The 25,688-nt window shown below is 61.9% G+C and carries 16 protein-coding genes; 13 read left to right on the top strand and 3 right to left on the bottom strand.

Going from position 1 to position 25,688, the window contains the following annotated elements; genetic code table 11:
* Positions 1 to 6: 6 nt before the first annotated feature.
* Positions 7 to 1,230: a tRNA 2-thiouridine(34) synthase MnmA gene (mnmA, locus tag ACTQZF_RS02375; protein WP_441545509.1), complete on the bottom strand. Its 1,224-nt coding sequence runs from the start codon at positions 1,228 to 1,230 to the stop codon at positions 7 to 9.
* Between the two features lie 57 nt (positions 1,231 to 1,287).
* Complete coding sequence (gene cysK / locus ACTQZF_RS02370; protein ID WP_154515926.1) at positions 1,288 to 2,226, bottom strand: cysteine synthase A; 939 nt, start codon at positions 2,224 to 2,226, stop codon at positions 1,288 to 1,290.
* A 252-nt stretch (positions 2,227 to 2,478) separates the two neighbouring features.
* On the opposite strand from cysK, the gene ACTQZF_RS02365 reads away from it, so the two are divergent.
* Positions 2,479 to 2,907 (top strand): RrF2 family transcriptional regulator, encoded by a 429-nt coding sequence (locus ACTQZF_RS02365; RefSeq protein ID WP_154515923.1) that lies wholly within the window; start codon positions 2,479 to 2,481, stop codon positions 2,905 to 2,907.
* Positions 2,908 to 3,044: 137 nt separating this feature from the next.
* Here ACTQZF_RS02365 and ACTQZF_RS02360 read toward each other — a convergent pair whose 3' ends face one another.
* On the bottom strand, positions 3,045 to 3,410 hold the full coding sequence (locus ACTQZF_RS02360) for a phage holin family protein (RefSeq protein WP_427717799.1): 366 nt from the start codon (positions 3,408 to 3,410) through the stop codon (positions 3,045 to 3,047).
* A gap of 326 nt (positions 3,411 to 3,736) precedes the next feature.
* Between ACTQZF_RS02360 and ACTQZF_RS02355 the strand changes: the two genes are divergently transcribed.
* The 12 genes from ACTQZF_RS02355 (at position 3,737) to ruvB (ending at position 25,550) form a co-directional block, all read left to right on the top strand.
* A complete protein-coding gene (locus ACTQZF_RS02355; protein ID WP_154515917.1) occupies positions 3,737 to 4,036 on the top strand; it encodes a YerC/YecD family TrpR-related protein in 300 nt (99 codons plus the stop codon).
* A 182-nt stretch (positions 4,037 to 4,218) separates the two neighbouring features.
* Complete coding sequence (locus tag ACTQZF_RS02350) at positions 4,219 to 7,317, top strand: PD-(D/E)XK nuclease family protein (RefSeq protein ID WP_441554471.1); 3,099 nt, start codon at positions 4,219 to 4,221, stop codon at positions 7,315 to 7,317.
* A gap of 3 nt (positions 7,318 to 7,320) precedes the next feature.
* Entirely contained in the window at positions 7,321 to 10,944 is a 3,624-nt protein-coding gene (locus ACTQZF_RS02345) for a UvrD-helicase domain-containing protein (RefSeq protein WP_441554470.1), read from the top strand.
* Between the two features lie 136 nt (positions 10,945 to 11,080).
* On the top strand, positions 11,081 to 11,590 hold the full coding sequence (locus ACTQZF_RS02340; RefSeq protein ID WP_441554469.1) for a DUF3284 domain-containing protein: 510 nt from the start codon (positions 11,081 to 11,083) through the stop codon (positions 11,588 to 11,590).
* Positions 11,591 to 11,693: 103 nt separating this feature from the next.
* Positions 11,694 to 12,893, top strand: a complete 1,200-nt coding sequence (locus ACTQZF_RS02335; protein ID WP_441554468.1) for an MFS transporter — start codon at positions 11,694 to 11,696, stop codon at positions 12,891 to 12,893.
* Positions 12,894 to 13,133: 240 nt separating this feature from the next.
* On the top strand, positions 13,134 to 16,937 hold the full coding sequence (gene dnaE / locus ACTQZF_RS02330) for a DNA polymerase III subunit alpha (protein ID WP_441014911.1): 3,804 nt from the start codon (positions 13,134 to 13,136) through the stop codon (positions 16,935 to 16,937).
* A 162-nt stretch (positions 16,938 to 17,099) separates the two neighbouring features.
* Entirely contained in the window at positions 17,100 to 20,573 is a 3,474-nt protein-coding gene (locus ACTQZF_RS02325) for a DEAD/DEAH box helicase (protein ID WP_441554467.1), read from the top strand.
* 165 nt (positions 20,574 to 20,738) lie between these two features.
* Positions 20,739 to 21,101, top strand: a complete 363-nt coding sequence (locus tag ACTQZF_RS02320; RefSeq protein WP_154515902.1) for a desulfoferrodoxin family protein — start codon at positions 20,739 to 20,741, stop codon at positions 21,099 to 21,101.
* A 117-nt stretch (positions 21,102 to 21,218) separates the two neighbouring features.
* Positions 21,219 to 23,204 carry a hypothetical protein gene (locus ACTQZF_RS02315; protein WP_441554466.1) on the top strand — a complete coding sequence of 662 codons (1,986 nt, stop codon included), beginning with the start codon at positions 21,219 to 21,221 and terminating at the stop codon, positions 23,202 to 23,204.
* A 137-nt stretch (positions 23,205 to 23,341) separates the two neighbouring features.
* Positions 23,342 to 23,863 carry a crossover junction endodeoxyribonuclease RuvC gene (ruvC, locus tag ACTQZF_RS02310; RefSeq protein ID WP_035137351.1) on the top strand — a complete coding sequence of 174 codons (522 nt, stop codon included), beginning with the start codon at positions 23,342 to 23,344 and terminating at the stop codon, positions 23,861 to 23,863.
* Entirely contained in the window at positions 23,863 to 24,483 is a 621-nt protein-coding gene (ruvA, locus tag ACTQZF_RS02305) for a Holliday junction branch migration protein RuvA (protein ID WP_154515896.1), read from the top strand. Before ruvC ends, ruvA begins: the two co-directional genes overlap by 1 nt.
* Positions 24,483 to 25,550, top strand: coding sequence for a Holliday junction branch migration DNA helicase RuvB (ruvB, locus tag ACTQZF_RS02300; RefSeq protein WP_128620210.1), 1,068 nt, complete (start codon positions 24,483 to 24,485; stop codon positions 25,548 to 25,550). Before ruvA ends, ruvB begins: the two co-directional genes overlap by 1 nt.
* The last annotated feature ends 138 nt before the right edge of the window (positions 25,551 to 25,688 follow it).

Here is a 25,688-nt window from a genome sequence, read left to right as displayed (position 1 = left end):
CTGCGGCTACCTGATGGCGGCGGTTACGGTGCCGCCGCCCAGGACGACGTCGCCGCGATAGATAACGACGGCCTGGCCGGGGGCGACGGCGCGCTGCGGCTCGTCAAAGGTCAGAAGCATCTGTCCGTCGGCGCCACGTGTAAGGGTCGCTGCCTGGTCCTTTTGACGGTAACGGTACTTGGTGCCCACGCGAATGTCGCCGGACGTGAGCTCTGCCTCCATGCGGTCGGCAGGGGCGCTCCAGATCCAGTCATTGGCCGTGAGTGCTGTCGCCGTCAGGTCCTCAGCCTCGCCCAGATGCACAATGTTGTTGGCGGCATCGACGCCCGTTACATACACGGGGCGCGCCATCGCGACGCCCAAGCCCTTGCGCTGGCCGACGGTATAGCGCAGCGCGCCGTTGTGGCGTCCGACCACGCTGCCGTCGCGCCATACAATATCGCCTGGCTCGGCGGCATGCCCGCAGCGGCGCTCGATATAGCCCGCGTAGTCGCCGTCCGCGATAAAACAGATATCCTCGCTCTCGGCCTTCTTGGCGTTGATGAAGCCCTGCTCGGCGGCAATGCGGCGCACGTCGCGCTCTTTGTCCAACCCTGCCAGCGGAAAGATTGTGCGTGCCAGGCGCTCTTGCGTGAGCGAATACAAAAAGTAACTCTGGTCCTTCTTGGAGTCTTCGCCGCGGTGCAGCTGCCAGGTGCCATCGGGCGCTTGGCTCGTTTTGGCGTAGTGACCCGTGGCAATGTAGTCGCAGCCCATATCGAGCGCCGCGTCGAGCAGCGCGCCAAACTTAATATGGCGGTTGCAGATGATGCACGGGTTGGGCGTCAGCCCCTCCTGGTAGGCGGTCACGAAGCGCTCGATAACGTTGCGGTCGAAGGCCTGCTGCAGGTCGAGCACATGGTGAGGTATCCCCAGGCGATCGGCGACGGCCTTTGCATCGGCGATGTCACGGTCGACCTTGCTCATGCCCGTGACGGGATCGGGCGCAGGGCAGGTGAGGCGCATAGTGGCTCCGACGCATTCGTAGCCTTGGCACTTGAGCAGATAGGCAGTCACGCTGGAATCGACGCCGCCGCTCATGGCGACGAGCACGCGCTTGTTGTGCATGGGGAGGTTCTCCTTGGTGGCATGTGGCCAAAAAAGAAAAGCGGCGCGGGAGGCTGGTTCCGCGCCGCAGACATTGTAGCAAGTTCGGACGTCTCGTGGGACACCCTGACGGGATGGGCTCAGACCGCCGGGAGAGAGGAGGCAGGTTCGTCCCTGAGCTCAACCTATGGGAAATAGGCTCTAGTCCTGGAACAGTGCCGTGGACAGGTAGCGCTCACCGGTATCGGCGAGCAGTGCGACGATGGTCTTGCCCTCGTTCTCGGGGCGCTTGGCTAGCTGCAGCGCGGCCCACACGGCGGCACCGGACGAAATGCCCACGAGCACGCCCTCCTTGTGGCCCACGGCGCGGCCGGTGGCAAAGGCGTCGTCGTTCTCGACGGGGATGATCTCGTCATAGACCTGGGTGTCGAGGACGTCGGGCACAAAGCCGGCACCGATGCCCTGAATCTTGTGCGGACCGGCCTGGCCCTTGGAGAGTACCGGGGAGGTGGCGGGCTCGACGGCGACAACCTGAATCTCGGGGTTCTGCTCCTTGAGGAACTCGCCCACACCGGTCACGGTGCCGCCGGTTCCAACGCCGGCGACGAAGATGTCGACCTTGCCGTCGGTGTCGTCCCAGATCTCGGGGCCGGTCGTGGCCTTATGGATGGCGGGGTTGGCGGGGTTCACGAACTGGCCGGCGATGATGCTGTTGGGGGTCTCCTTCTGCAGCTCCTCGGCCCTGGCGATGGCGCCCTTCATGCCCTTGGAGCCGTCGGTGAGCACGAGCTGTGCGCCGTATGCCTGCATAAGCTTGCGGCGCTCGACGGACATGGTTTCGGGCATGGTGATGATCACCTTGTAGCCGCGAGCCGCCGCCACCGAGGCGATGCCGACGCCGGTGTTGCCGCTCGTGGGCTCGATGATGGTATAGTCGCCGCCGCGCACGAGCTTGCCGGCTTTCTCGGCCTCGTCAATCATGTTCTTGGCGACGCGGTCTTTGACGGACCCGGCGGGGTTGAAGTATTCCAATTTGACGAGCACGCGGGCCTTGAGGTCCTCATCGGCCTCAAAGTGAGTGAGCTCCAAAAGCGGGGTGTGGCCGATAAGCTGATCGATGGACGTATAAACCTTGCTCATGGTGAACCTCCAAAGTGTTCAAATGACTGGATACCGTGTGGCTTTACGGTGGCCTAGTAGATAAACCCATAAACCTTATAGGTTGTTCATTTAGCTGTTGGCAAGCATAGTAGACACTAAAGCCTAGTAATGCAATAGGAAATAGGAGATTATTACGAGCTGATTAACCACCTTGACTGGAATGGGTATTTTCAAAGCCAATTTTTCGGCTAGAATTTCAACGGATTAAAAGACCGAAAGGCAGCACTATATATGTTGGTTTCTACTAAGGGCAGGTACGCCCTGCGCGTTATGGTCGACCTGGCCGAGCACCAGGCGGCCGGTCGCATCCCGCTCAAAGAGATCGCGGCGCGACAGGGGATTTCCGAGAAATATCTCGAGAACATCTTGGCTACGCTCGTGCGCGCCAACATGCTCTCGGGCATGCGCGGCAAGGGCGGCGGCTACGTGCTCACGCGCCCGCCCGAGCAGTACACGGTGGGAGAGATCTTGCGCCTGACCGAGGGCAGCCTGGCGCCGGTCGCCTGCCTGGATGGCGACTGCAAGGGCTGCTCGCGATCTGACGAGTGCCCCACGCTCGACGTGTGGAAGAACCTGGACAAGCTCATCAACGACTACCTCGACGGTGTGACGCTCGATGCGCTCGTCGCCCCCAACGGGGGCTACGACTACGTCATCTAGCCCCACCAGCCATTTGGGGACGGGGCAGAAATGGTAGATTTTCTTGTCCTCTGAGGCTTGACAAAGGCGAAGGCCGTCCATCGTTGCGATGGACGGCCTTCGTTTTGGCGTGTTGTGGCGGTCCGTATCCGGTTGCTTTAGTTCCTGGCGATGCTGTCGAAGATGCTTCGAGTGATGGACACCAAAATGCTACCCATAAAGGCCGACCCAAAGCTGGCAATGGAGATGCCCGCGCCCAGCAGATTTACCGATAGGTAGCTGGCAAGCTCGAGCATAAAGCTGTTGACTACAAGCTGAAAAATACCCAGCGTGATAATGGTGAGCGGCAGCGAGATGACCGTCAGGAGCGGCTTGACGAGCGAGTCGACGACGTTGAGGAACAGTCCCACAAAGGCAAAGCAGACCCAGGCGTCGGCCATGCCGAAGGGCTGAATGCCGGGGACGAGGAACGTGGCGATCGCGATAGCGATTGAGGTCAAAAGCCAGTTGAGCAAGAAGCGCATGGTGGGTTCCTTTCCGGTGCGCGTGACGTGTTGGTGGCGCGTAAGCTCGTTTGCCGCGGCGAATCGGATGGTTGCCTTGGCGTGCGCCTCTGCGTTGGGCGCCCATTGTCTCAGATATTCGTGGAGCTTGCGTGCGCATTCGGTTTCAGAACGGCGTTCGTCCTAAAAAACGCGCCGCTGACAGAGAGTCTTGTCACTTTAGTTTGGTGGTGTGCTAAACTGCTACGGGCAAAAGCTACATGCGTTGCCCTATTGCATAGAATGGGCGAACGATGCCCGGTGCCAGTATCAACTTCGATGCCTTTTGGCGGGTTTGGCGGTGATCGATGAATATCGAGAACATGTTTGACAAGCCTGATGTCAAGCAGCTAGTCCACGCATTTAGTCTTTTGGACGACGAGAAAGATATCCAAGCGTTTTTGACCGATATCTGCACACCGCGCGAGATTTGCGATCTATCGCAGCGTCTGCAGGTCGCGCGCTACCTGGACGAGGGCGAGCCCTATGTCGAGGTTCAGGTCCGTACCGGCGCTTCGTCCACCACGGTGAGCCGTGTATCCAAGGCGCTCAACGGCGAGTACGGTGGCTACCGCAAGATCCTCATTAAGCTGGAGGATGGCGAATAGGCCGCGGCAAAACGAATTGTGAAAAACCGCTCCTCCGGGGGCGGTTTTTATATGCCCGCAATCGGCTGGTGCGCCGGGATCAGGTTGCTTTGCACCAAAACATGAAGCTGCGGTGGCAATGTGTCCGCTTGGGCGGGTAGGATGGATGCATTGATTATTGCGAACAGTTTGAGTGGAGGGCCATGCCTGTTCGAATCTATACCACTAATGCCGGCACGGATTTGAGCGATGCCGAGTCGGCGCTGCTTGCCGACCTTATTGCCCGCCACGGGCGCGCCGTGCTGCTGGCGCCAACGTTTGCCGAGCTCGACCTGTGCCGTCATGATGCGGCGGAAGCCGGCGTTTCGCTGGGCATCGATTACAAGACGCCCGCGTCGTGGCTTCGCTCGCTTTGGGAGCTTTTGGGCGACGGGCGCGGTTTCGTCGACAACCTGCAGCGCCAGATGCTGTTTTCGGACATGGTCACGCGTCTCGATGATGTCGACCTGCAGCCGCTTTCGCGCAGCCAGGGCACGGTGCGCATGCTTGCGCGCATGGCCCGCGATGTGCTGCCAGGTGTGGCGGGGACAGCTGCCGAGCGATGCCGTGGCAACAATTGCCGGCCTGAGCCAAAAAGCGATGCCGAGGCTCGTGTGTTCGAGCTTTTGCGTGCCTACGCGGGCGGTCTGGACCGTCGAGATATGGTCGAGCCCTGCGAGGCGGCTGACATTATGGCCAGCGCCCTGGCCGATAATCTGCCGGCGTGCGCCCGTGCCGTCTGTGTACGCGGCGTCACGTCGTTTACGCACGGTCTGCTCGAGCTGCTGTCTGCTGTGGCGAACAGTGGGGGAGAGGTCGTCGTGCTGCTTGCTCGCGAGCAGGCGGCGATGCGCGAGGAACTTGCCGCGGCATTTGATGCCAGCGGTGTGCTGTTTGAGGTCGCGCCGCTGGGGGAGGACGCCGTCGCGTCTGATGCCGCTTGTGGAGCTACCGCTCAGCCTGCCTTTATTGAGGTCTCCGGCCCCCACGCCCGTGCTCATGCTTATGCGGACGCAATTGATGGTCTGGTAAAAGCGCGCCAGGGTTTCGGGGCCGACGATACCGCCGGCCTCTCCGCCGACCCCGTACGCGTGCTCGTTGTTTCTGCCCGGGCACCCCAGCTGTTCGGTGAGCTTGCCTCTCGTCTGGCGGCTCGTCATATCGCTGCCGAGACAACTGAATTCACGGCGTTTTCCCAATCCATTGCGGGCAGGCAGTTTGCGGCGCTTGCCAGCTTGATCGAGCGCATGAAGGCGGCCGATGAGGGTGTGGCGTCAAAGACCGAGTGGTGGCCCGCGCCTGAGCTTGCCGACTGGATCTACAGTCCGCTTTCGGGCGCTGATGCCGCCAATGCCCGTATCTTCGATAAGAATATGCGTCTCTCGCGTAGCAAGACTACCGCGGGCGTTAAGAGCCTGCTGCAGAGCGTGCAAGGCCAGGTGAGGGGCGCACGCAAGGCGGCGAGCGACGAAAACTGGTTTAAGAACGTACCGTGTGTGGTCTCGGACGTGTTCCAGGCACTGTGGCGCGACAAGCCCGTGACGGCGCTCAAGGCCATGTTTGCCGTTGCCGAGGCGTTGCCCGATCGCTCGCTGGGCAGCCTGGATGGCCAAGCTCGTCGCCAAGCGGAGGCGGCCCTGCTGCGCCACGCCATCGACATCCTTATGAATGGCGCCCGCGCGCTCGACGTGTCACAGGCCGCGACCGTGCCCGTGCTCGATGGCATTCGCACCAAGGTGGACAAGCGTAGCACCGCCTGCGATTGCGAGACCTACGAGGTTGACGGTGCGCCACGTGCCCAGGTTCGCTTTGCCTCGCTTGCCGATGCGGCGGCTCTGCGCCCCGGCAGCTACGATGCCGTGCTGTTTGCCGATGTCGATCTGGACAGCTATCCGCTCTCACACGAGGAAGGACCGTTGGCCACGTTGGCTGCGGGCCTTGGTCGCGAGGGCGTGACGCTTGAGCCTGCGGCCTTGTTGCGCGTGCGCTTTGGCCACGCGATGGAGGCGGCACGTGGCCCGGTTGCGCTTGCGCGCGTGACGCACGATCGCCAGGCGCGCGAGTGCTATCCGGCTGCCGTGTGGACCGAGTTGCGGGCGCATGCCGAGGCCACCGGTGCCGCTCAGGTGACATGCGTGGGCGAGGGCGATATCGTAGGTGATTTTGACCCTGCAGTCGGCAAGGGCCTCAAGCGCGAGCGCGTGGCATGCGAGGCTCCTCAGCATTTGAGCGAGGCAGCCGTGCCATATCTGGTCTTGCGCCATCGGGACGGTGAGGGCGAGGACGCGCCGCTTGTACCGCGTCTGACGTCTGCCTCGCAGATCGAGGCCTATTCCACCTGCCCGCTGTGCTGGTTCGTCTCGTATCGCGTTAAGCCCCAGTCTATCGACGCGGGTTTTGGCAACATGGAGAAGGGCAACTTTGTCCACGACGTGCTGGAACATCTGCATGCCCGTTTGCCCCAAGAGGGCATGGAGCGTGTGACGCCCGAAAACCTGCCGCGTGCGCAGGAGCTGCTGCACGAGGTCTTTGACGAGACCTTGGTCGAGCACGCCGGCAAGCGTGGCAACGAGGGCCCGCTGGTGCCGCTCTCGCCGGTGGAGGAGCGTCAGGTGGCCGAGATCTTGCCGCAGCTGGAGGGCGTGCTTGCCTACGAGTCCGAGGCGCTTGCCCCCTTCGCTCCGCGCTACCTGGAGTTTGCGTTCAACGAGCTCCAGGTCGAGTATGCCGGCTGGCCGCTCGGCGGGCGCATCGACCGTGTGGATGTGGATGCCGAGAATCGCGCTGTGGTGATTGACTACAAGCATCGCACGGGCGTTGAGGAGTTTAAGCTCGCCGATCCTACGGTGCGCGACGAGGAATCGGGCACGGCGCCCATCGACGATCCGCGCTGGTTGCCGCCACATACCCAAACGCTCATCTACGCCCAGGCCATGCGCCGGGCGCTGGATTTGGATACCCGTGCGGCACTCTATTTTTCGACCAAGGGCGGCAAGCCGGCGTTGCGCGGTGCCGCGAGCGCCGAGCTGCTCGAGGAAGAGCGTGGCGACGGTCGCATCCCGGGCCTTAAGAAAGGTTTCCCCGGCGAGGGTGGCAGCATGGACTTCGACGCCCTGCTCGATCGCGTGGAGGCCGGCATCGCCGAGCGCTTGCGCGAACTCGAGGCGGGCAACGTCACTGCTGTCGACCCGGCGTCGACGCAGGCCGCGCATGCCCGCTGCTCGTATAACCACGAAGGAACGTTTGTAAGGAGGGACGTGTAGACCATGGATCTTTCGACCTTGATGCCGCAACAGCTGCAGATCGTCAAGACGCTCGACCGTCCGCTGTTTGTCTCGGCGGGCGCCGGTTCGGGCAAGACCTTTACCCTCACGCGCCGCATCGTCTACGCGCTCTCGCCCGAATCCGGTCCGTTCGTCGAGCATCTGGACCAGGTGCTCGCCATTACCTTTACCAAGGATGCCGCGGCCGAGATCCGCGACCGCGTGCGCCGTGCGCTTATCGACGAGGGCATGGACGAGGAAGCGCTGACCGTCGACGACGCGTGGATCTCGACCATTCACGGCATGTGCTCGCGTATCCTGCGCGCACACGCGCTGGAGTTGGGCATCGACCCCGAGTTCACGGTGCTCACCGATACCGACGAGCTCATGGACCAGGCTGTTGAGCATGTGCTGGCCCGCGCGACGGCACCCGATGCCGCCCCCGAGCTCGCGGCATCGCTCAAGGCCCTCTACGCCTGGTATCCCATGGCGGGCGAGGGCGGCCCCTTTGGTGCCGGCACGACCATCAAGGGTCTGGTGCGCGACCTGCTGGAGCTCTCGAGCCAGCTGCCGGGCGGCATGGACGACGTGTGCGTGGCGCGTGGCCAGGCCGATACCTCGGCGCTCGCCGATGCCTATCGCGCGGCGCTGGGCGCAAGCAAGGCGGCGACCGAGAAGGCGCAGACGGCGCTCGACGCCATCGACGCGTTCGAGGCGAGCGGCAAGACCATGGCCGATGCGGCGCGGCTCATGATGTCGTGCACCATGCCGCGCGCGAGCAAGGCGTTCCCCAAAGAGCAGGTCGAGCTGCTCAAGGCCGAGACCGCCGATGCATTTATCAATATCGTGCTTGCCTGCGGTGGCCCCGCGCTCGATGCACTGGTGGGCTTGGCCCGCTCTGTAGAGGCCGAGTATCGCGCACTGAAGGCTGCCCAGTCCGCCCTCGATAATAACGACCTGCTGCGCATGGCCTACGAGGCCCTGCGCGATTACCCTGCCATTCGTGCTGCGTACGAGGGCCGCTTTAAGATGGTCATGATCGACGAGTTTCAGGATACCGATCAGATGCAGGTCGATCTAATCCGCTACCTGACGGGTGCGGGGGAGCGCGCGCTGTGCACCGTGGGCGATGCGCAGCAGTCGATCTATCGCTTCCGCGGCGCCGAGGTCGAGGTGTTCCGTCGCCAGGAGCGCAAGGTGGGATCGGCGGCGTCCGCGGCGACTGCCGTGGCCGACACCCCCGCCGGCGAGCTCGTCAAGCTCGTTCGCAACTTCCGCAGCCACGACGAGGTGCTGCGCTATGTGGCCCGCGTCTTCGACGGCGATGACGGCGGCCTGATGCAGGGCTTTTTGGATCTTGAGGCGAGCGACGGCCGCAAGGACACGCTGGTGGCGGATGCCTCGCGCCGCCAGGCCCTCTTTGTTGCCGGCGGCAGTGCGCAGGAGCGCACACAGGCCAAGGCCCGCGCGATCGCGGAGCGATTCCGCGCGCTTGCCGATGCCGGCCAGCCCCAGGGCGGCATGGTGCTGCTGCTGGGCCGCATGACCAACGCAGACGTCTACGCACAGGCCTTCCGTGACCAGGGGCTCGACTGCGTCATCGCGGGCGGCTCGGTTTTTGCCCAGGCTGCCGAGGTGCAGACGGTGCGCGCCCTGGTTTGTGCCCTCGCCAATCCGGCCGATACGGCGCAGGGTCTTATGCCACTGCTGGCCTCGCCGATGTTTGCGCTGGGCGCCCAGGAGTTCCTGGCGCTGGCGACCAAACTCGACGATCAGACGGGCGAGACGTCGCGCCGCAACATCGATGCGGGCATCATGAGCGATTCCGATGTGCCGGGCTTGCAGGGCTTGCCGCTCGTGACGCGTGCCCGCGAGGTGCTGCGCTACGCACTGCGTCGCGTGGGGCGTGATTCGTTCGCCGCCATCGCGCGCGACGCGGTCAATGCTTCCGGCTGGTTCGTGCGCCTGGCGCAGCGCGGCCCCGAGGGCAAGGCCATCGCCGCCAACGTGCTCAAGGCGCTCGATGCCGTGGCCGAGGCGGAGGCCGAGTTCGGTAACTCGCCGCGCTCCATTGCGCTTGCCTTCGATCGCTTCCTGGCGGGCAAGGAGGCCCCGGGCGCCCTCAACGAGGAGGGCGACGGCGCGGTGCGCATCATGACGGTTCATGCCTCCAAGGGTCTGGAATATCCGGTCGTTGCGGTCGCCGAGTGCTTTGGCGTGCGTAAGTCCTCGGGTGCGGCACAGATGGGTCGCGTCGAGGGCGGAGCGCAGGTCGTGGCGCTGCCGGCACGCTTCGACGGCGTTAAACTCTCGGACGGTACGTTCGTAAAGGGCGATGACGTCAAAAAGCAGTTTGAGCATGCGTTTAAGGGCAAGGGCACGTCGCTGTGGCTACCGCCGGAGCTCATGGAGGACGTCTGTGCGACGGGTTCTCCCGCCGAGGCATTTGCCCGCCTGCGCAACGACGACCTGCAGCTTTCGCTCGAGGAGCGGGCCCGTTTGCTCTATGTTGCCATGACCCGTGCGCGCGAGCTGGTGATCTTGGCGATGGATGCCGGCGTGAGCCGTGGCAAGGTGACGGCGCCGACCTTCGATGTCGAGACCGATCTGACCTACGACGTGCTGCGCCGCATTCTGCCGACCGACGCTCTGGACATGCCGCAGCTCGATGCCGACCGCCTGGTATTCGACAACTCCCAGCCGGGCGACTACGAGTTCATTTCGCTTTCGGACTTTACCTTTGGCGAGCAGGCGTTTGAGGCCAACGCTTCGCTGGATGCCGAGGGCAGGCTCGTTCGTGGCGATACCGATGTCGCCGATAATGCTGCGCACTCAACCGTGTCCGGTCCTGCCGACCCCAAGCCCGATTCGTTTGAACTCGTATATCCCCAGGCGGCGGGCGTGCGCATGGGCACGTGTCCGTTCCCGGCGCGTGATTCGTACAGCTATTCGTCGATCGCCGCGGCGCTCCATGCCGAGACGGAAGACCGTGCCGCCGAGGCGCGTGTTCCCATGGATGAGGCGGGCGACGATGCCGAGTCGGATGGCTCGGAGATGGCCGATGCAGACGTGGCTGCTGTCGAGCCCGCCGGCAACCCCATGGCGCTGGGCTCGGCGTTCCATGCCGCCTGCCAGTGGCTCATCGAGATGGGTGCCGATGCGCTGCCCGCTGAGCGTGCCGATGCGCTGACGCGCCTGTGGTGCCTGACGCCGGAGCAGCGCGAGCGTTTTGACGTTGCCCTGAATCGCTGGCTCAGGTCGTCGGTCCGTGCCGAGCTTCTTGCCTGGCCGTGCGTCCGTGCCGAAGTGCCGTTCTTCTCGCTGGGCTGCGAGGACAAGGACATTGCCCGCTACGGTGCATATGCCGAGGGCGCCATCGATGCGCTGGCGACCGACCCGGCCGATCCGTCACGCGCACTGGTCATCGATTACAAGACGGGTGGCACGCCGGATGAGACACCCGACCAGCTGCTCGAGAAGCACGCCCTGCAGGCGCGCGTCTATTCGGATGTTCTGCATAAGGCGGGCTTTAAGACGGTGACGGTCAAGTTCGTCCGCGTGGAGCAGCCGGATCCAACCATCTTCGTCGAACCCGCTGAACCTCAAGTAGTCACCTACAATCTCTAGCCACCTCAGGCTTTACGGTGCTATTTGGTTGGTTTTGCGGCCGCAAAGCCCTCAATCGTCCAAATGGCACCGCAACGCATGGGAGAGCCTGGGGCGGTACAATGGCTCGAACGGTTCAAACGAATTAGGAGGCATCATGCAGCTCACCAAAACGCTTAAGGTGACGCCGGAGGAGCTTTTTGACGCTCTGGCGGGGTTCATCATGCAGGATATCGAGAACGCCACGGGCAAGCGTCCCAGCCGCAACAAGCTCAACGGCTATAAGTACGAGAAGCGCGCCCAGTCCGCAAAAGGCAAGGCCAAGGGCACGGCGATCAAGGTTAAGATCAAGCACTTTGAGTACCCGTGTCTCTATGAGGTCCGTTTTCAGTATGCGACGGGCATCAATACCATGCGCTATGAGGCTGCACCTGCTGGCGATGGTGCCTGCGAGCTCACCTATACCGAGGATTTTCAGGGTGTGGGTGGCAACACGTCTGGCACGCGCGGCAAGCTCGGCCTCTTCTTCTATGAGCGCAAGCTCAAGAGCCATGCCAACCAGACGATTGATCAAATCGTCAAATACATCGAGGGTGAGCGCCGCGTAAAGGCTAATCCCGCCTTCGCCGATGATACTGCCGAAAACGCTTTGGATGTATTCCATTGATACCCTGTGCAAAAGCTTTACCGCTCTTCACATCAACTGTGAACACTTCAGGCTTCGAGTCAGTAGCGACCGGCCCGACAAAATTAGTTGATGGAAGTGCCAAATGAATAAGAATGCCGCTTCGCAACTGCACATCTATTCCGCCTTTTTCGTTCTCGCGGGATTTGTTTTAAATCGGGGAGTGTTTCTACTTTTCCTTGCGGAGAAAGGAATGTCTGTCACGGAAATCGCGCTTTATCAAGCCCTGTTTAACATTGCAACGGTCGTCTTCGAGCTGCCAACAGGGTTGATAGGCGATTTCTTTGGAAAGAAGTTTTCGATTCAAGTGGGCGTGCTGCTGCTTTTCTTCCATACGGCTGGCATGCTGTTGCTCTCAGGCCCCTTTCTCGTCGCGCTTTCCCTTGTTGAGGCACTCGCCTACTCCCTTCAATCGGGATCCGAACAAGCGCTTTTATATGAAATTGCCCGGAATGCCGGTCAAGGAGAGCGCTTCCTCACCATCAACGCTCGGCTGCTTGCCGCGCAATCAATCGCGACGGGAGTGGCAATCGTACTCGGATCATTCATTGCCCAAGTATCTTGGAGTGCCCTCTACGTATGCGTTTCCGTTTTCTATCTCCTGCAGCTTTTCCTTCTGTATCCCATTGAGAGGACGGAAGCGACCCGTTCTGAAAGCTCTGAAAAGGGAAGGTTTGACACAGCCAAGATGTTCAGACGCGAAACCTGGCGTGTTGGAGAATCCGCTTTTGCGGTATTGCTTCTTCTAATCGGCACAAGCATGCTCGATGGATTCTATGGGAGTTATTACAATTTGAATCAGTTGGTATTCGACGCATTTGATGCTCCCGTCTCCATAATAGGAATCTTTTTCGGTGCATCCTATGCAGTAAATGCGACAGCCTACATTGCAGCAGATTTCTTCTCATCGCGTTTCGGGAAAAGAAATACCATGCTCGGCTCGATGCTAATCGAGGCTGGCCTTTTCATGATTCTTCCGTGGTTCGCTTCAAATCCGCTGTGTTTGTTTGGCCTTAGCATGGTGCTTTGTTTTCTCCCAGAAGTGGTGTACATCACTTCGGAAAACTTAATCCAAGACGCGATAGCGGACGATCTCCGCGCGACGATCCTTTCCGTCGCGTCTCTGGTAAGGGCTCTCTTTTCCGCAATGTTTTTCTCCATATTTGGACATGTGTTGGGGTTATATCCCATTCAGATAGCGCTCGGTATTATTGGTGCAATCGCGATAGCAATTACCGCCGTTGTTTCATTAAAAATGATAGGAATACAGGTCTCCAAGCATTGATATATCGATTGACGAGCTATCCGAAGCGTCGAGCCTTCTTGATGGACATGACTATTCGTCACAAATCATTCCGCGCATCGCCGGGGTTCCAGTAATGCTCGATATATCTGGATGCCCTCATTCCCCTTTTTGAAGGTCCCAAAAAGACTACCCGTGTGGGTTTGGCTAGGTTCGGGCGCTGTCCGCGCCGTGGGGTAAAATCGTTCAGTCAGAACACGAACCCGCATCGGAGCTCATCACATGGCATTCGTCCATCTGCACAACCACACTGTTTTCTCCATGCTCGACGGCGCAACCCGTATCCAGGATATGGTCAACCGTGCCGTAGAGCTGGGCATGCCCGCCGTGGCCATTACCGACCACGGCTACATGTATGGCGTGCCCGATCTGGCGCTGGCCTGCGACGCCGTCAACCACAATACGCCCGAGTACAAAACGTGGAGCCACGACAAGGCCTTCTTGGAAAAGGACCGCCGCGACGAGCTGGTGGAGCCCGATCCCGAGGCAAACCCGCGCGAGCATGCCCAGTATGTGAAGGACATGGCCATGTGGGACGAGAAGGGCAATATCGACGAGCTCAAGCCGCCTCTGGTCATCAAGCCCATCTTTGGCTGCGAGGTCTACTTTACGCCGGACGAGACGCTCGCCCGCGACCACAAACCCGAGCTCTACCACATGATCCTTCTGGCCAAGGACCAGGAGGGCTACGTCAACCTGATGCAGACGGTCTCCGAGGCCGCCGTGCAGGGCTTTTACTACAAGCCGCGCGTGACGCTCGACAACCTGCGCCGCCACGCCAAGGGCATGATCTGCACCAGCGCCTGCATCGCGGGCATCATCCCCAAATACATCGACCGCGGTGACATGGAGGGCGCCATCAAGTGGGCCGAGACCTTCCGTGATACTTTTGACCCCGGCGACTTCTACATCGAGATCCAGGAACACGGCATCACCACCGATAACGGCCTGACCGACGAGCAGATGGACCGCACGCTCATTGATATCGCCAAACAGGTGGGCGTCAAGGTCATCGCCACCAACGACTTCCACTACCTGCGCCGCGAGGACGCGCCCGTGCAGGACGTCATCATGTGCATCGGCATGAACGCCAAGGTCGACGACCCCAACCGCATGCGCATGACCGGCTCGGAGTTTTACATGAAGACCGAGGAGGAGATGCGGGCGATGTTCCCGTATTGCCCCGAGGCCTGCGACAACACGCTCGAGATCGCCGACAAGTGCTACGTTGAGCTGGACTGGGACTCCATCATCCTGCCGCGCTTTCCGCTGCTCGATCCCGGCGAGACGCACGAGAGCCAGTTCCGCCGCGAGTGCGAGAAAGGCCTGCGCCAGCACTACGGTGACGACTGGGCCACGCGCGAGATCGGTGGCGTCAACATCAAAGAGCGCTTTGAGTACGAATACAAGGTCATTTGCGACAAGGGCTTTGCCGCCTACTTTTTGATCGTCGCCGAGTACGTGCAATGGGCCAAGGACAACGGCATCGGCGTCGGCCCCGGCCGTGGCTCGGCCGCCGGCGCTATCGTCGCCTACGCCATGAACATCACCGCGTTCGACCCGCTCGAGAACGGTCTGATGTTCGAGAGGTTCCTGTCCCCGCAGCGTACCGAGATGCCCGATATCGATATGGACTTCGACGATGAGCGGCGTCTCGAGGTCGTGGAGCACGTTCGCCAGCTCTACGGTCCCGAGAAGGTCACCCACGTCATCACCTACTCGACCATTAAGGCCAAGCAGGCCATCAACGACGCCGCGCGCGTCCTGGACTACCCGGTCTACATGGGCCAGCGCCTGTCCAAGATGGTCTCGAGCGACCCCAAGGTCAAGCTCAAGCAGGTGCTCGAAAAACAACCCGGCAAAGAGGATCTGTTTAATCCCGACTTTGCCGAGGCCTATAAAAAGGACGACGACGCCCGCCGCATCATCGACACGGCGCTCTCGATCGAGGGTCTCACCCGTGGCGAGGGCGTGCATGCGTGCGCCGTTCTGATCTGCCGCGACCCCGTCAACGAGCACGTGCCCACCAAGCTCGACACCAAGGGCGGCGTCGAGATTACCCAGTACGAGGGCCATACCGTTGCCGACATGGGCCTGCTCAAGATGGACTTCTTGGGCCTGCGTACGCTGACGGTTATCTCCAAGGCCAAGGCAAACATCAAAAAGAACTTCGGCATCGACATCAAAGAGGAAGAGATTCCCTTTGACGATCCCGAGATCTTTAAGCTCATGGGCTCCGGCCACACCGCCGGCGTCTTCCAGGTCGAGTCCGCCGGCATGACGGCCACGATCAAGAACATGAAGCCCACCGAGTACAAGCACGTCGTGGCATTGATCGCCCTGTACCGCCCGGGCCCGCTGGGCGCCGGCATGGTTTCGTCCTACATCAACCGTATGAACGGCAAGGAGCCGGCCGTCTCCTACGACGACCGTCTGGACGACATCCTGGGCGAAACCTACGGCACCATGGTCTACCAGGAGCAGGTTATGCTCATCTCCGTCGAGATGTGCGGCTTCTCCAAGGGCGAATCGGACTCGCGTATCCGTAAGCCCGTGGCTAAGAAGAAGATCAAGCTGCTCACGTCGACGGTGCTCCACTGGGAGGATGGCTCGGACGAGACCACCTACGACCACTGGATGAACGGCGCTATCAAGAACAACTACACGCGCGAGGTCGCCCAGAAGATTTGGGACGATGTTCTCGAGTTCGCGTCCTACGCCTTCAACAAGTCGCACTCCGCCGGCTACGCCATCTTGGTTATGCAGACGGCGTGGCTCAAGGCGCACTATCCGCACGAGTACATGGCGGCCGTCCTGACGTCCTATACGGGCAAGACCGACAAGATCGTGCACTACGTCTCGGCATGCCGTCACGACGGCATCCCCGTGCTTTCGCCAGATGTCAACGAGTCCGGTACCGAGTTCACGGCTACCAAGGAAGGTGTGCGCTTTGGTCTGGCCGGTATCCGCGGCGTGGGCACCGGCGTGGCGCAGGCGATTATCGCCGAGCGCGAGGCGGGCGGTCCGTTTAAGACGCTGCATGACTTTGTCGAGCGCGTGGACTCGAGCCAGGCCAACCGTCGCGTGATCGAATCGCTCATCAAGGCAGGTGCCTTCGACTCCACGGGGTATCCGCGTCGTCAGATGATGCACTTTGTGGACAAGAACAACCCCGAGAACATCATCGATGCCGCGGCAAAGCGCCAGAAGGATCGCGCGAGCGGCCAGACGTCGTTCTTCGACATGTTTGGCGACGTTGAGGGCTCGGGCTTTGAGGTGAGCGTACCCGATCCGGATGGCCAGGAATGGGACCGTCACCTTAAGCTGAGCCAGGAGAAGGAGGTTCTGGGCATCTATGTCTCGGACCACCCGCTGCGCCCGTTTGAGTATGCGCTCAGCAAAGCGCGCGACTTCTCGTTCTCGCAGATCGACACCGGCTACGAGGTGCAAAACCCCACGGGCGGCACCATCAACCAGGAAATTCCCGAGGGCAAGGCGCTGTGGTGGGCCGGTATGGTCTCGAGCGTGTCCAAGCGCGTGACCAAAAACGGCGATCCCATGGGCATCGTGCAGCTCGAGGACATGGAAGGCGAGGCTACGGTCGTGGTGTTCCCCAAGACCTTCAAGGAGGCCGAGGGGTATCTGTACGGCGAGGTCGACCCCGAGACCGGCGCGCAGCTGTCCGATGCGTTTGTGCGCATTAAGGGCAAGCTCGAGCGCTCGGACCGCGGCGACCAGATCATCGCGCAGGAGATTGTGCCGCTTGAGCTCAACGAGGAGAACAACAAGCCCAAGGTGTTTGAGGTCATGGTGCCCAACAGCCGCTTTAGCCAGAGCAACATGGCGCGTCTTGCCACGGTGCTCACCGCCAACCCGGGCGGCGACCGCGTAGAGATCTTTATCGAGCAGGCGGACGGGCGCGTGCTGCGTGCCGAGGTACCTGCTAAGGTCAACGCACGCTCGATTCCGCTGTTGGCCGAGGCCAAGGCCATCGTGGGTAACCAAGGCAGAGTGACGGTGATCTAAGGACGCCGTTGGCGGGGTAGCTAATTTGGGACGGGGCTTTTTTAGCTACCCTTTGGCTGACGGCGAATGAGTCGGGGTCGGAACACATCTCAACCGACATATGGGGGTAGCTAAAATAGCCCCGTCCCAAATTAGCTACCCCGGGTGAGATTGGAGGAAGCGATGGCGCAGGGGACGTTTGTGCAGGCGCTTCGTAAGGAGGCGGCGCTCAGCAGTACCTTTATGAAGGGGCGTTCGCTCATGCTCAACGGCGCCGTGCTGTCGTTTGAGGACTCCGGCTCGCGCTTCTCCAAAAACGTGAATATCGAGGGTACGGTGCGTGGTTCGCGCGGCGACCTGTATAAGACGCACGTGGCGCTCGATATGGACGAGCACGAGGTTGTCGACTACGACTGCGATTGTCCCGCCGCCTTCCGCTATTCCGGCATGTGCAAGCACGCCATCGCCACGGCGTTGGCGTATCTGGATGCCAGCGGCGCCGAGCCCGTCGAGGGTTTGCGTACGCCGGTCCGCACGTTTACGGTGTCGCCCGCACAGTCCAAGCAGCCCACACGCCCCGCGCCCAGCGCATCTGCGGTCAACCCCAACTTTCCCTTCCCGGCGCCCGTGCCCACGAGCCCGAGCCTTGTGGCAGCGCTTTCCGATCTTTCGGACGCGCGCATGGACAAACTCGTGGCCATGCGCCGCAAGCTCGCTGGCACCATTGACCCCGATGCGCCCAAAGCAGTGCTGGAGCCCTCGCTGGTGTCGTACTACAATCCGCTGTTTGCCGATCGCTTTAGCTGGGCGCTTGAGTTTCGCATCCGCTGCGGCTCGGTGTCCTACGTGGTTAAGGATATCGACGGCATGGCCGATGCCTATGTGCGCGGCGGTACGTTCTCCTATGGCAAGAAGCTTACGTTTGCCCATGTGCCCGAGGCTTTCGATGACGTGTCGACAAAGCTGCTCGATTTTGTTGCAATGACGGTCGCCTTCCTAGGCGATATTACGAGCTCGCGCTCGGCATCGTACGACTTTGCCCGCAGCGGTTTTGTCGCCGAGCGTCAGTTGCCGGTATCCGAGTATTCCATCGTGTCCGTGCTGGACCTGCTGCGTGGCAGGACCATGTCCTTTGAACCTGCTTGGTCGCGGGGGACGACGACGCACCGCGCCTACGAGGTGGCAGTCGAGTCGTTGCCGGAAGGGGAGAACGAAGTCCCGGCTAAGCGCCCGCCGCTGATTGCTGCCAAGATTGTGCCGGCAGCCGGGGGCAGCTACGACTTGCGCCTTCCGGCCGATACGTACTGCTTTGCCTCGGGCGACGTCGCCTATCTGGTCGATACGCGCCGCGCGCGCCGTACCGACACGGCGTTTGCCCAACATGCCGCGCCGTTCCTATCGCACTTGTTGCCCTGCCGCACACCGGTCCATATCGCCGCCGACCAGGTGGGTGAGTTTTGCCGCATGGCGCTGCCTATCTTGCGCGACTACACCGACCTTACCGCGCCCGCTGCGCTCGATACCGTGGCGCCCGAGCCAAGCTTTGCCATGGCGATCGGCGTCGACGATGGCCTTGTGACCTGCAAAATTACGGTTACCTACGGCGACTGGTCGGCAGATCTCTTTAGCATGGGCGCTCCGGGCAGCCCCTTCGAAGAGCAGCGCCCGGGCGTGCCGCCGCGCGACGAGGTGGCAGAGTTTCGCGTTATGGATACGGCGGCTCTGTATTTCGACTTTTACGAGGGTGGCCTGGCGTTTGAGGAACGCGATGACGAGAGCCTGTTCCACTTGCTGACTGAGGGCCTGTCTGCCCTGTCCGAGCTGGGCGAGGTCATGCTCAGCGACCGTTTGCGCCAGATCTCGGTCCGTCCTGCGCCCAAGCTTTCGGTGCGCGCCACCGTCAAGAGTAACCTGCTCGACGTCGAACTGGGCGCGAGCGGCCTTTCGGCGGCAGACCTTGCCATCTACCTCGATTCCTACAAGCGTCACCAGACGTTTGCTCGTCTCACGTCGGGCGACATCATTCGCCTGGACGAGGGAGCGCGCGCCGCGTTTGGCCTTGCCGAGGATCTGGGGGTCGATGCTGTCGACCTGCTCGACGGCGTGTCGCTTCCCGCGTCGAGTACCCTGTTCGTCGACAGCATGCTTGCGCGCACGCCCGCGCTCGAAGCCGATCGCGACGCTGCATTCCGTCGCACCGTCGAGCGCCTGGACACGCTCGGCAAGATGGACTTTACGGTGCCGGCCTCGCTCAAGGCCACACTGCGTGGCTACCAGGTCGACGGCTACCAGTGGCTCGGTTCGCTCGAGCATCTGGGTCTTGGCGGCATTTTGGCCGACGACATGGGCCTGGGTAAAACGCTCCAGATGATCGCGCATATCCTGGCGCGCGTGGAGGCGGGGGACGCTAAGCCCACGCTCGTGGTATGTCCCGCATCGCTCGTGTACAACTGGACTGCCGAGCTGGAGCGCTTTGCCCCCTCGATTGATGTGTGCGCCATTGTGGGTGCTAAGGCCCAGCGTCGCGTGCAAATTGCCGGCGTGGCCGAGCATAACGTGGTCGTGACGTCGTATGACCTCATGCGCCGCGATATCGACGAGTACGTCGAGCAGGACTTTGCCCGCGTGGTGCTGGATGAAGCCCAGTACATTAAAAACCCGCTCACGCAGGTGGCTCGCGCCGCCAAGCGTCTGCCTGCCGGCGTGCGCTTTGCCTTGACGGGCACGCCCATCGAAAACCGCCTGTCCGAGCTCTGGAGCATCTTCGATTTTTTGATGCCGGGCCTGCTCGGCACGCGCGAGTCGTTTGCCAAACGCTTCGAAAGCCCGGTCGAGCACGCCGAGGGTGACAGCGCCGCTCGCCTGCAGGCGCTCGTGTCGCCGTTTGTGCTGCGCCGCGTCAAGGAAGACGTGGTGGCCGACCTGCCCGAGAAGATCGAGGATACGGTGATGGCGCAACTCACCGGCGAGCAGCGCAAGCTCTACCTGGCCAACCAGGACCGCATTGCCCAGCAAGTGCAGCACCGCGAGGCCGGGGAGTTCAAAAAAGATAAGCTCAAGGTACTTGCCGAGCTCACCAAGCTGCGCCAGATCTGCTGTGATCCTCATCTGCATTACGCGGACTACAAGGCGGGAAGCGCCAAGCTCGATACGTGTATGGAGCTCGTCCACGGCGCGCTCGACGGCGGTCATCGCATCTTGCTGTTCAGCCAGTTTACGGGCATGCTCGATATCATCGGCAAGCGCCTGGCCAAGGAGGATATCGCCTTCCTTAAGCTTACGGGCGCATCGTCTAAAGAGAGCCGTGCCAAGATGGTTGCGCAGTTCCAAGTGGGCGAGGTGCCGGTGTTCTTGATTTCGCTCAAGGCGGGCGGCGTGGGCCTTAATTTGACGGCTGCCGACGTGGTCATCCACTACGACCCGTGGTGGAACGTGGCGGCGCAGGACCAGGCGACCGACCGCGCCCACCGCATTGGCCAGCAGCACACCGTGACCGTGTACAAGCTCATCGCCAAGGACACAATCGAGGAACGCATCATGCAGATGCAGGAGTCCAAGCGCGACCTGGTCAACAGCGTGCTCGGCGGTGACGGCATCTCGTCGGCGCTGTTCACGCGCGAGGACGTTCTGGCGCTGCTCGGCGGCGACGGTCGCTAGCCGCGCGCGGGATGGGGCCGCCGGGCTGGGCCGGGTCGCCGGTTCGTCCTGGCCCGACCGCTTGCCTCACCCGTTATGTGTTCATTTGCAATGGCATGGATGGTTCGGCGCTCTTTGGGCATAAGAACTATCGAGAACATTGGCACATCAGCAAAGGAGAACATCATGGCGAAATTCTTTAAAGACTCCGACGGCAAGCTCGTTGCCGCTCTTGGCGACGACGTTGCGACCCCTGCCGGCTGCACGGAGCTGACGGCAAACACCGAGGATGCGGCGCACGAGAAGCACGTGCCTGTTGTCGAGATCGAGCGCGACGGCCACGTCATTCGTGCGCGCGTGGGCTCGACGGAGCACCCCATGCTGCCCGAGCACTACATCGAGTGGATCGCGCTTGAGGCCGAGGGCCGCCTGGAGGTCCATTACCTTGAGCCCGGCATGAAGCCCGCGACGTTTTTCGCTGGCGGCTCCAAGACCGGTACCGTCTATGCCTACTGCAACCTGCATGGGCTGTGGTCCGCGACGTTCTAGGAGCGTGCCCCCGCTCGGGGTATCATAGCTAGCATATGCACATGCAAGCGCCGGCTGCATTATGCGGCCGGCGCTTTTACTACGGTTTTGATGGTTTACGACGGAAAGGGCTGGGCCATGAAGCTCGCGCTTGCACAGATCGATATGCGCCTGGGTGATATTGAGGGCATTTGCGGTCGCATCGAGGACCAGGCTCGTCTGGCCCACGAGCGCGGGGCGCGCGTGCTGTGCGTCCCGGCTCCGCTCATTATGGGTGCTCTGCCCGGCGGTCTGGTGGGTACTGCCGACTTTGAGCACGACATGCTGACAGGCCTGACCGGTGTTGCCGAGCGTATCCAAGAGCTCGATATGATCTGCATCGTGCCCGCGGCGGTTTCGTTTGAGGGCCAGCCGCTGCTCGACTACATGATGCTCAAGGACGGTCATGTGGTGCCGGCGCGATCGAGCATTGCCCTGCAGCGTGGCGAGAACAACGACACGCGTTGGGCGCCGCCGGTGTTCGACGTGGACGGCGTGCGCATCGCCGTGATTTTTGACTTGGACCGCGAACTCGAGATGTTGCCGACCGGTGTTGACCTCATTGCGTATTTCCAATTCAGCGCGTTTGACATGACCGACCGCGAGACTGCCGCCATCGCCGCCGTTCGCAGCGGTGCCTACCGCAAGATCGCATCTAAGCGCAGCGTGTGGTTTGCCTGCATGGCGCCGGTCGGTGCGTACGACGAGTCGGTGTATACCGGCGGTTCGTTTGTGCTCGACGACTGCGGTCGCGTGGTGGCCCAGGCGCCGTGTTTTGAGGAGAGCCTGCTGGTTCAGGAGATTCAGCGCGGCGTGATGCTCGATGCCCTGGAAGATCACGAACTGCCCGAGTTTCGTTCCGAGGCGTGGCTGTGGCAGGCGCTGGTGCTCGCCGTGCGCGACAATGCCCGCGCTCGCGGCGCGTCGCGTGCTGTGGTGGCACTCGAGGGTGACTTGCCGTCGTCCCTGCTGGCGGCACTTGCCGTTGACGCTCTGGGCCCGCGTAATGTGATTGGCCTTGTGCTGGGGCGCAACCGTATCTTTACGCCGGCTCAGGAAGAGGCCGAGGCTGCCCGCTGTGCCGCCGTCCGCGCGATTGCCGAGCGCCTGCACATTCGCACCGTCGAGCGCGACGCACCGGATGCGGCGCGTGTGCTCGATCGCGACGTGTCGGCGGGCGATGCCGAGCGTCTGCGCTCGCGTGCGCTGGGGCTGATGCTCGAGGATACGGCGCTCGAGCTGGGCGCCATGGCGTTGAGCCCGCTCTCCAAGACCGAGTACGCGCTGGCGGCGCCCGCACTGTCCGGTGGCTACCAGGGCGACTTTGCGCCCTTTGGCGATGTGTACCTGTCGACGCTTGAGTTTGTGGCGCGCGTGCGCAACCGCACGTCTGCCGTGGTGCCCCAAGAGCTCGTGACGCTCAACGCGGTGGAAGATTGTATGGAGCGAGTGCTGGCGCAGGCGCTCTCGACGCTCGACGGTCCGGTCGATATGCTCGACCGCGCGGCACAGCTGCTCGGCGGGCTTGAGCCGGGTGAGGTCGATGGCGCGCTCGAGGCGCACGTGGATCGCAATCGATCTTTCGACGACATCCCGATGGCCGCTGGCAAGCCTGAGGCCTGCTCGCTGCTGCTGATGCTCGTTCGACAGGGTGAGGCTGCCCGTCGCATGTTGCCGACGGCGCCGATCGTTTCGGCCCGTTCGTTTGCCGAGCGCGCTTGGCCGTACATGCTTGCGTGGTCCGATTTGGGGCTCAACGGCAAGGAGCACATGACGGTTGATTCACTGGCGCGCGCCGAAGTGCGCCGCTTTGCCGATAGCGATACGGGCGATCGCATGCGCGGTGAGATGATGGGTCTGTTGGGTGAGCTGTTGGGTATTTCGCCCGAGCAGATGGAGGAGCTGCGCTCTGAGGACGGTCAGCGTCGTTTGCACGAGGGGATGAAAAAGTTCGAGGGCGAGGTCCAGGACGCCATCGAAAGGATGATGGGCGGCCAGGGCGGACCGCAGGGCGGTCCCCAGGGTACGCCGATGCCACATCCGCCGGTGGATCCCCGTCAGTTTCCTTTTTTCTCGCAGAACTAAACTGGGGATAGGATTCGCTCCCAACCCCGATGCTTTAACTAAGCATCTTGGCCCCGTTGTGTTATTCTAGAACAGACGTTCGTGAATAGTGCGTGGGGCCTTGCCTTGCGCTGCGCTTGTGGCGAGGGGAGGTTGGCTTGGTTATCTTGGGTATCGACCCTGGTTTGGCCCATACGGGGTGGGGGATTATCGAGGAGCGACGTGGCGAGGTTCGCTGTCGTGCCTATGGCTGCATCGAGACCAGTGCGGGCAGCCCGCTCGCGGTGCGCCTGTCGCATATCGCCCGCGACCTCAAGGGCGTTGTCGAACGCTATCGTCCCGATACCGCTGCTATCGAGAGCATCTACTTTGGCGCCAACGTTCGTTCGGCCATCCCCACGGCGCATGCCCGCGGCGCTGCGCTTGTGGCGCTTTCGGAGTGCGCGCTCGAGATTGGCGAATACACGCCTATGCAGATTAAGCAGGCTGTTGTGGGCACCGGCGCCGCAGATAAGCGACAGGTCGCCTACATGGTGCGTACGCTTACGCAGCTCGATCACGACCCGCACCCCGACCATGCCGCCGATGCCCTGGCCTGCGCCATCTGCCACGTTAACCTCAGCCGCACCCGAGCGCTTACCGGCGGCGAGTTCTATCAACAGAGAGGAACCGGATACTGATGATCTCCCAGCTCCACGGAACGCTTGTCGAGGCCACGATGAGCTCTGCTGTCGTCGATGTGTCGGGCGTGGGCTTTGAGCTCGGCATCTCGGGCAGCACTGCGGCCACGTTGCCGACGCCCGGCGGCGAGGTCCGCCTCTACACGCGCATGCAGGTGCGCGAGGACGCCATGACACTTTTCGGATTTTCCTCAAAGGATGAGCGCACAATGTTCGACCGGCTCGTGTCCGTCTCGGGCGTTGGCCCGCGCTTGGCGCTCGCCGTGCTTTCCACCTATACCGTAGGGCAGCTGTATTCGCTGGTGATGGCCGAGGACGACAAGGGCATGGCTAAGGTGCCCGGTGTGGGTAAAAAGACAGCTCAGCGCCTCATTCTGGAGCTCAAGAGTACCTTTGCCAAGGATAAGGGCTTTGTGCCGGTCGACGTGATTCCCGGACAGGTTGCGATGCCCGTGCCTGCTGCCGCTCCCTCGGCCATCGATGATGCCCGCGCGGCACTCCTTTCCATGGGCTTTAGCCCGCAGGAGGCCGATGTCGCTCTGAGCGGGTATGATGGGCAGGATATGCGTGTCGAGGATCTGCTCGGCGCGGCGCTTAAGCGACTCGGAATGGATGCGTGATGTGGGAAGCCGATGACTCTCAGGACCTGTGGGCGACGCCCGGCAGCTCGCCGGCGGCATCCATGGCGCACGGTGAGCGCATGGTGGGCTCGGAGCTGACGCCCGAGGACCTCGATGTCGACCGTACCCTGCGTCCCCAGCGCCTGGACGACTATTGCGGTCAGGAGCATATCAAGCAGAGCCTTCGCGTGCTGATCGAGGCGGCGCAGAGCCGTGGCGAGACGCTCGACCACGTGATCTTCTCGGGCCCTCCGGGTCTGGGCAAGACCACGCTGGCCACCGTTATCGCCAACGAGCTGGGCGCTCAGATTAAGACGACGAGTGGCCCGGCCATCGCGCGCACCGGCGACCTGGCGGCCATCCTTACCAACTTGCAGCCGGGTGACGTGCTGTTTATCGACGAGATCCACCGTCTCAACCGTTCGGTCGAGGAAGTCCTGTATCCCGCGATGGAGGACTTTGCGCTCGATATCGTAATTGGCAAAGGTCCGGCGGCGCGCTCGATTCGCCTGGATATCCCCAAGTTTACGCTGGTGGCGGCAACGACCCGCTCGGGTATGCTGACCGGCCCGCTGCGCGACCGTTTTGGTATTTCGTATCGCCTGGACTACTACACGGTCGAGGAGCTTGCCCAGATTGTGACGCGCTCGGCAACCATTTTGGGCGTGACAATAGACCATCCGAGCGCGCTCGAGATCGGCTCACGCTCGCGTGGCACGCCACGTCTTGCCAACCGCTTGCTCAAGCGCGTGCGCGATTACGCCCAGGTGCGCGGCAACGGTCCTATTGAGCTTGATATCTGCCGTCAGGCGCTCGAGTTCTTTGAGATTGATGAGCTTGGTCTGGACTGGATGGACATTCGCATCTTGGAGACGCTCGCCAAGACGTTCTCCGGCCGTGCCGTGGGCCTGACGACCCTTGCCAGCGCGGTGGGCGAGGATCCGGGTACGCTCGAAGATGTCTACGAACCCTACCTGCTGCAGTGCGGCTTGATGATTCGCACGCCGCAGGGTCGCCAGGCAACGCTTCGCACCTTTGAACACCTGGGGATTGAACCTACCGTTTAGGGCGCTTTGTTTTGGCGGGCTGTCAGGCTATCGCTGGGCATTGGATAAACATATCGCCGTTCATCGGTTATGGGCGTTTTACTATTGCGCGCCCGTGCTATGCTGAATTGGTCTTTTTCTCATCCGGTAACGAAAGGA

The sequence above is a fragment of the Collinsella sp. LCP19S3_H3 genome (assembly GCF_052119145.1).
GTDB lineage: Bacteria > Actinomycetota > Coriobacteriia > Coriobacteriales > Coriobacteriaceae > Collinsella.
The sequence above is the reverse complement of the archived record's forward strand: the minus strand, read 5'-3'. Positions and strand labels throughout refer to the sequence as shown.

Coding starts and splice junctions, on each gene's coding strand:
- ACTQZF_RS02365 (WP_154515923.1), top strand. CDS start 2,479: ATGTTGGTTTCTACTAAGGGCAGGTACGCCCTGCGCGTTATGGTCGAC.
- ACTQZF_RS02345 (WP_441554470.1), top strand. CDS start 7,321: ATGGATCTTTCGACCTTGATGCCGCAACAGCTGCAGATCGTCAAGACG.
- ruvA (WP_154515896.1), top strand. CDS start 23,863: ATGATCTCCCAGCTCCACGGAACGCTTGTCGAGGCCACGATGAGCTCT.
- ACTQZF_RS02315 (WP_441554466.1), top strand. CDS start 21,219: ATGAAGCTCGCGCTTGCACAGATCGATATGCGCCTGGGTGATATTGAG.
- ACTQZF_RS02335 (WP_441554468.1), top strand. CDS start 11,694: ATGAATAAGAATGCCGCTTCGCAACTGCACATCTATTCCGCCTTTTTC.
- dnaE (WP_441014911.1), top strand. CDS start 13,134: ATGGCATTCGTCCATCTGCACAACCACACTGTTTTCTCCATGCTCGAC.
- ACTQZF_RS02325 (WP_441554467.1), top strand. CDS start 17,100: ATGGCGCAGGGGACGTTTGTGCAGGCGCTTCGTAAGGAGGCGGCGCTC.
- cysK (WP_154515926.1), bottom strand. CDS start 2,226: ATGAGCAAGGTTTATACGTCCATCGATCAGCTTATCGGCCACACCCCG.
- ACTQZF_RS02355 (WP_154515917.1), top strand. CDS start 3,737: ATGAATATCGAGAACATGTTTGACAAGCCTGATGTCAAGCAGCTAGTC.
- ACTQZF_RS02340 (WP_441554469.1), top strand. CDS start 11,081: ATGCAGCTCACCAAAACGCTTAAGGTGACGCCGGAGGAGCTTTTTGAC.
- ACTQZF_RS02360 (WP_427717799.1), bottom strand. CDS start 3,410: ATGCGCTTCTTGCTCAACTGGCTTTTGACCTCAATCGCTATCGCGATC.
- ruvB (WP_128620210.1), top strand. CDS start 24,483: ATGTGGGAAGCCGATGACTCTCAGGACCTGTGGGCGACGCCCGGCAGC.
- ACTQZF_RS02350 (WP_441554471.1), top strand. CDS start 4,219: ATGCCTGTTCGAATCTATACCACTAATGCCGGCACGGATTTGAGCGAT.
- ACTQZF_RS02320 (WP_154515902.1), top strand. CDS start 20,739: ATGGCGAAATTCTTTAAAGACTCCGACGGCAAGCTCGTTGCCGCTCTT.